The following is a 6,243-nucleotide window of genomic DNA, read 5'->3' as shown; positions in this document are numbered from 1 at the left end:
TTTTGTTGTCTGATTATTGATTTTTGGCGAAACCATTTGATCATATGACAAGATGTGTATCTACCTTAACTTAATGATTTTGATAAAAATCATTAGGGGATTCATCAGTGTTTAACCTCTCTGAGTTAATTAATGACTCCCCCATTGATTCCATTCTTTTATTTATCGTTACGTTTATTTTATTAATTATTTCCGCTTATATTGGGAAGTATATTTTTAAACGTCGCAGTGCCCATGAGGAACTGGCTGATGATGAAGCTAAAATTATTTTGGGAGCGATTCTATCATTGCTGGGATTATTAATTGGATTCGTACTCTCCATTTCAATCAATGGCTATAATAATCGCCAACAAACAGAAGAAAATGAAGCTATAGCGATTGGTAATGCATATCAACGCGCGCAATTACTCAGCGGTGATGAACGAGCGGAGGCATCATTACTTATTCAACAATATCTTGAAGCGCGCATCGAGTTTTTTAAGTCAGGGGTAAGCGATGAAAATAATCAATGGAGGATGGCTTCATTAACAAAACAAGGGCAACTTTGGGAAATCGGCGTTAAACAAGCCCAAGCGTAACCGAACCCAGTGGTTTCATCTGTTTTATCTGCTTTTGGTGATCTGTATGTGTCACAGCAAAAAACGATGGCGAGTTGGCGGCACCAAATTCCGAATGCGGCATGGTTTTTATTAATCTTTTTTGCGGTCTGTTCGAATATTTTGATTGGCTACAATATTCGTGGAACAAAAGGAAAAAATTGGTTAATTGTGATTTTGCCATCATTGACGACACTGGCATTATTTATGATTGCTGAAATTGATATTCCAGGAGAAGGGGTGATCCACGTAACGCCGGATGATTTAGTTTTATTGCAAGATTTCTTATTTAAGGATGGTGCTTGGCTGGGAAAGTAAATTAAGCCCCATTGGAATGTCCGTATTACTGAAGTCGTATAAATAGAAAAAACCCTCTGAGTAGGTACCCCAGAGGGTTAATGAATTATCGAACGATAATACCTAATAGAATTCCGATAGCGCCGAAGTCAGCATCACTAAAGGTGGTATTGGCAATCCCGATATCACCAAGGACTGGCAGTAAGAATACAGGTAAGAATGTAATCAGTAAGCCTTGAGCAAAGGCACCGAGGATTGCACCACGACGTCCACCTGTCGCATTACCAAATACCCCCGCAGCTGCACCTACAAAGAAGTGAGGAACAACGCCAGGAATAATCACGGTCATGTTTAGTGCATACAGAACAAACATGCCTAACACACCTGCCGCAAAGCTACTTAAAAAGCCAACTAATACCGCATTTGGTGCATAAGGGAAGACAACAGGACAGTCTAATGCTGGTTTGGCATTTGGCACCAGTTTGTCAGAAATTCCTTTAAATGCAGGAACAATTTCCGCGATAACCATACGTACACCTTGCAGGATGATATAAACACCTGCGGCGAAAGTGATGGATTGCATCAACGAGAACATGAACCAGTTTTTACCGCCGCTGACTTCACGAACAAAATCACTGCCTGCAAATAAACAAGTAATGATAAAGATAATGAACATCGTGAATGAAATTGCAACGGGGGTATCTCGCAGGAACAGTAAGCTTTTTGGCACATTCATGTCTTCAGTTGAATGTTCTTTATTACCAAATTTGCTACCAATAAAGCCAGCTAATACATAAGAAATTGTGGAGAAGTGACCGATTGCAACATCATCGGAGCCAGTGACTTTCTTCATATATGGATGTGCAATGGCAGGGAAGAATACCATACAGAAACCAACAATCAGTGAGCCGACTGCAACGAGCATCGTTCCTTCCATACCTGCGGTAGCTAAGATTACCGCAATCATCATAGACATGAATAAAGTATGGTGACCGGTTAGGAATATAAATTTCCATGGGGTCAGGCGAGCAATCAAGATATTGATTAACATCGCAAAGAACATAATCATTGCCATTTCACGACCGAAGCTTTTCTGTGCAATAGAGACGATAGCTTCGTTGTTTGGTACAACACCGTTAATACCAAATGCGTGTTGGAAAATAGCGGAGAAATCACCTAAAGAACTGACAACCAGACCCGCACCTGCACCTAAAATCACAAAACCCATGATGGTTTTGATGGTGCCTTTAATGCATTCTGTGACAGGTTTTTTTTGAGCAATTAAGCCAATTAAGGCAATCAGACCAACCAGTACGGCAGGTTCTGAAAGCACATCTTGCATCAGAAAACGAAAGAATTCCATGAAGCCTCCGGTTACATCGCGCCGAGTTTCTGTAAAGCTACGCTCAGACGTTCTTTCATCGCAACTTTATCAATCATGTTTTCCAGAGCAACGATTTCGCCGCCAACTTGCTGAGCAACTAATTGTTCTGCAATATCTGTAGTGCCGACAAAAATATCACTCACGGTACCTTTTGCTGAGCCTAAATCAACATGGTCAACATCAGCCGCAACTTGCAGGTCTTTTAAAATTGTCTTGATGCTCATTTCCATCATCAGACTTGTACCTAAACCATTTCCACAAACAACAGTGATTTTCATAATATTTACCTATGACTCAATTATTCATATTTAGCGATGATGTTAAGAATGTCATCTACGTTTTCTGATTGCATGATGCTATCAATATCTTCTTGGTTATCAAAAAGTTCGGCGAGTTTTGCGATAGCGCCAATATGGCTATTGCTATCGGTTGCCGCAAGAACAATCAATAACTTAATTGGATCGTTACCTTCAGAGCCAAATTCAACCCCTTGCTTGATGACAGTTAGTCCAAGGGATAATTGATTTACTCCATCTTCAGGACGCGCATGTGGCATTGCGATACCCGGACCCAATACATAGTAAGGACCGATTTTTTCATGGGATTGAATGATGGCATCAATATAGCGAGGTTCGATGAACTTATTATTAATTAACGGATTACAGGCAATTTTTATCGCATCACGCCAGTCATTGGCGCTCTCAACCACCTGAATCACATTTGGGGTTAATAATGTGGTTAGCATTGGTTTGGCTCCTGGTAAAAAAGAATTATTGTTAGATATTGTAGTAATTGAGTGAATAGTAGTGATCTATGGTAGCGCTATCTAGTTGAATTGTTCATTTTCGTGATAGCGCTATCATTTTGGCTAAATATCCCTAATAAAATCATTTTTAGTGTATTTGTCTGTTAATTAACAAATCAGACCTGTGGTAAGTTATCGCCGTTGAATAATCAGTTTAGATGAATCAAAAGAATTTCATGCAGAAAACCCGAAAAAGAAAGAATACAGGAAGAGTCACCCTACAAGACGTTGCTAAATATGCGGGCGTCGGCTCAATGACGGTATCACGAGCCTTACGTACACCGGAATTAGTCTCGGATAAACTAAGGGAAAAGATCAATGAAGCGGTTGAAGAGCTGGGTTATATCCCTAACTCTGCCGCAGGTATTTTGGCATCAGGTCAAAGTCGCACTATTGCGGTATTAATCCCTTCATTGAGGGATAATGCGAGCTCAGTTTTTCTGCAAGCATTACAAGAAGTCTTGAATAAAAATAACTACCAAGTGGTGATTGGTAGCCATGATTATCAACATAAAAAAGAGTCTGAAGTCTTACTCACGTTATTACAAAGTAGCCCTGCGGCATTCGTCATTTTTGGTGTGGTGAATTCTGAGAGTGCACTAAATACGCTAAATAATTTACCTATCCCTGTTATTAGTGTGACAGGGGATTCTTCCCATCGTTTTTCATTAAATATAAAAAATAACTTGGGGGAAGCAGTCAGTTTTCTCACTCACTACTTGCTACAAAAAGGTCACCAACGTATTGGGTATATTGGTGCGCAAATGGATAGCAAAATGCAGAGCCAGCAACTGAGTGGCTGGAATAATACGTTGTTAAAGCATAATTTAAGTGCTGAACAGAGTATTACCACTCCTTATATCGCCACAATGGATTTTGGGCGACAAGCGATTAGTGAAATGTTAACTCGCCAGCCTGAATTAGAAGCGGTGATCTGTAGCCATGAAATGATAGCGCTGGGGGTGATGTTTGAATGCCAAAGACGATTAATCAAAGTGCCTAAAATGTTGGCAATCGCCTGTGTCGAAGGGTCTGAGAATTGTGATCATATTCATCCATCATTGACTTCTGTACGTATTGATTACAGTAAAATGGCGCGGGAAACGGCAAAGAAATTATTAAAATGGCTAAGTGAGGCGGAAGAGAATTTTATTAATGAGCAAGATGAGATTATTTTTCCGTATAAATTTGAAGCAAGACAAAGTGGCTAGAAAATAATCTATTTGTTGTATGGCAGTGTGGTTTGGGTCACAAAATTACATAAAGGCTAAAAGTTATTTTTAATCTCGAAATAAGAGTGCTGTAGAGGTCACGGTTTATTTATTCTTCTGTGTTACTTTTTAGAAGTATCTATCTTGAGTGCTCGGATTTTGTGCAGAGATAGGTATCTATTTAGCTTGAATGTAGCCATTTTACTGGGGATAAATAAACGATGAAACCAATAAAAACATTAATTTCTGCCGCAATTTTAGTTTCCTGTGGTGCTACTGCTGCAACAACGGGCTCTGAAGTATTAATGGTGCAAAATGGGGGTACGCCTAATAAGGTCTATACCGCTAATAAACCAACAATCAAAGTTGCTACCTACAATATCGGTAAGAATGAGCTGGCAGCGGATGTGGCTAATTTAGATGAACTCAGCAAAGCAATTGCTAAGATTGATGCGGATGTAATTGTATTAACTGAAATTGATAATAAAACTGCTCGTAGTAAAAAAGTGAATCAACTCGAGGAAATAGCCAAAGCTAACAAGATGGATTTTGCGTTTGGTAAGGCGCTCGATTTTGATGGTGGTGAATATGGGGTAGGTATTTTATCAAAATATAAAATTGAAAAATCCCAAGTCGTCAATTTACCCTCTGGGGGAGCAGAACAGCGTGTCGTGTTATTATCACAAATTACTAAGCCTGGTTTTGATTCACCCATTATTATCATGGGAACACACTTAGATTGGCAAAAAGATCCAACCATTCGTATTGGACAAGTTCGCCATATTTTAGATGCGACCATTGGTGATACAGAGACGGGTTTTGATAATATCGCCGCCTCTATTAAAATCCTTGCTGGCGATTTTAACTCAACGGCGAAAGAACAACCGATTGAAGAAATTAGCTATTTTTGGAATCCCGTTGAGAAAAAAGGGGTAAATTATCGAACATGGCCAGCGGTTAACCCTGCCATTGATATTGACCACATTTTTACTTATAAAGGGCAAGTATGGGATGTCAAAAACATGACGATACCGACAGATAGCAAGGATTTTCAGTGGTCGAAAGTCAGTGACCATCTGCCTGTTATTGCAGAACTTGAATTGCAAGAACAATAAGTTAATTTGATGATGAACAGACCTCGATGGGAGGTCTGTTTTGTGCTTTATCGCTTACTTTTGCAATAATTTTTGACGTTGAATAAAACGAGTTTGTGCCGCCCCTAAATAGTTCTCAATTTCTGAGTAAATACGTAAACTCAGTATTTGAAGATCCTGTTCACTCTCCAGAGCCGGCTTAGTTAATTTTATGAATTCCTTCATGAAATCTTTAACTGATAGGAATTTGTTGGCAACATTCGCATAATAATATTGATAAACATAGGACGCTTGAGAATGGCTAAGTTCAGTATTGTTTTTGACGTTGTTGGTTGCGAGTAATAGTAGTTGTGTATTTGTCATGATGGGTCCTATTTTTGTTTTTTCGAATAGTACACAAGTTACCATAAATCTTTTATCAAAATTAGTCGGATAATTTTAGTTTTTGGTTTTTAAATTAAACCTAAAAAAGTATTTCTTATTATATCATTATGTTAGCTATTTATTTCCAAGGAAGAATATTGAAGCTTGAAAATCATAATTTAATCCCTGCAAATACTAATGGATTTCAATCGTGTTTAAGAATATTGGGTGCATATTTAATGATATGATTTATTTGGAAAAGTTGTTCTCTGCTTTGCTTTATGCTTAATAAATGCATGTTTTAGGTACATTTCACTGACCTAGACGAGTGAATGGATTGAATATTAAATTGATTTTTAATTTATTTTAAATTCTATTTAATATTAATGATAGGTATTTTTATTTTTAAATAAATATCCAAATTTAAATGAGAAATAAAAATAAGGAATAGTTAATGAAAAGGGATAAATTAATTTATCCCTTTTTTGTGTAT

6 protein-coding genes and 1 pseudogene are annotated in these 6,243 nt (G+C 38.0%); 3 read left to right on the top strand and 4 right to left on the bottom strand.

All coding sequences use genetic code 11. The annotated features are described in order from the left end of the window. Nucleotides 1–107: 107 nt before the first annotated feature. Nucleotides 108–914 (top strand): annotated as a pseudogene (locus PSF16_RS17425) (bestrophin-like domain). 85 nt (nt 915–999) lie between these two features. On the opposite strand, the gene PSF16_RS16220 reads toward PSF16_RS17425, so the two are convergent. The 3 genes from PSF16_RS16220 to PSF16_RS16210 are packed head-to-tail and all read right to left on the bottom strand — an operon-like array spanning nt 1,000 to nt 3,022. Continuing rightward, nucleotides 1,000–2,256, bottom strand: coding sequence for a PTS ascorbate transporter subunit IIC (locus PSF16_RS16220; protein WP_006659411.1), 1,257 nt, complete (start codon nt 2,254–2,256; stop codon nt 1,000–1,002). 11 nt (nt 2,257–2,267) lie between these two features. After that, nucleotides 2,268–2,555: a PTS sugar transporter subunit IIB gene (locus tag PSF16_RS16215; RefSeq protein ID WP_006659412.1), complete on the bottom strand. Its 288-nt coding sequence runs from the start codon at nt 2,553–2,555 to the stop codon at nt 2,268–2,270. A 20-nt stretch (nt 2,556–2,575) separates the two neighbouring features. Continuing rightward, nucleotides 2,576–3,022: a PTS sugar transporter subunit IIA gene (locus PSF16_RS16210; protein WP_006659413.1), complete on the bottom strand. Its 447-nt coding sequence runs from the start codon at nt 3,020–3,022 to the stop codon at nt 2,576–2,578. A gap of 236 nt (nt 3,023–3,258) precedes the next feature. On the opposite strand from PSF16_RS16210, the gene PSF16_RS16205 reads away from it, so the two are divergent. Both PSF16_RS16205 and PSF16_RS16200 read left to right on the top strand, forming a co-directional pair. Next, nucleotides 3,259–4,293, top strand: coding sequence for a LacI family DNA-binding transcriptional regulator (locus tag PSF16_RS16205; RefSeq protein WP_006661996.1), 1,035 nt, complete (start codon nt 3,259–3,261; stop codon nt 4,291–4,293). 221 nt (nt 4,294–4,514) lie between these two features. Next, nucleotides 4,515–5,408 (top strand): endonuclease/exonuclease/phosphatase family protein, encoded by an 894-nt coding sequence (locus tag PSF16_RS16200; protein WP_006661995.1) that lies wholly within the window; start codon nt 4,515–4,517, stop codon nt 5,406–5,408. A 54-nt stretch (nt 5,409–5,462) separates the two neighbouring features. On the opposite strand, the gene PSF16_RS16195 is transcribed toward PSF16_RS16200, so the two are convergent. Then, nucleotides 5,463–5,750 (bottom strand): hypothetical protein, encoded by a 288-nt coding sequence (locus PSF16_RS16195; protein ID WP_006661994.1) that lies wholly within the window; start codon nt 5,748–5,750, stop codon nt 5,463–5,465. Nucleotides 5,751–6,243: the final 493 nt, after the last annotated feature.

Origin of the sequence: Providencia sp. PROV033 (assembly GCF_028484855.1) — a bacterium.
Taxonomy (GTDB): Bacteria; Pseudomonadota; Gammaproteobacteria; order Enterobacterales; family Enterobacteriaceae; genus Providencia; species Providencia alcalifaciens.
Note: the sequence above shows the minus strand (reverse complement) of the source record. Positions and strands in the feature narration are given on the sequence as shown.

Coding starts and splice junctions, on each gene's coding strand:
- PSF16_RS16220 (WP_006659411.1), bottom strand. CDS start 2,256: ATGGAATTCTTTCGTTTTCTGATGCAAGATGTGCTTTCAGAACCTGCC.
- PSF16_RS16215 (WP_006659412.1), bottom strand. CDS start 2,555: ATGAAAATCACTGTTGTTTGTGGAAATGGTTTAGGTACAAGTCTGATG.
- PSF16_RS16210 (WP_006659413.1), bottom strand. CDS start 3,022: ATGCTAACCACATTATTAACCCCAAATGTGATTCAGGTGGTTGAGAGC.
- PSF16_RS16205 (WP_006661996.1), top strand. CDS start 3,259: ATGCAGAAAACCCGAAAAAGAAAGAATACAGGAAGAGTCACCCTACAA.
- PSF16_RS16200 (WP_006661995.1), top strand. CDS start 4,515: ATGAAACCAATAAAAACATTAATTTCTGCCGCAATTTTAGTTTCCTGT.
- PSF16_RS16195 (WP_006661994.1), bottom strand. CDS start 5,750: ATGACAAATACACAACTACTATTACTCGCAACCAACAACGTCAAAAAC.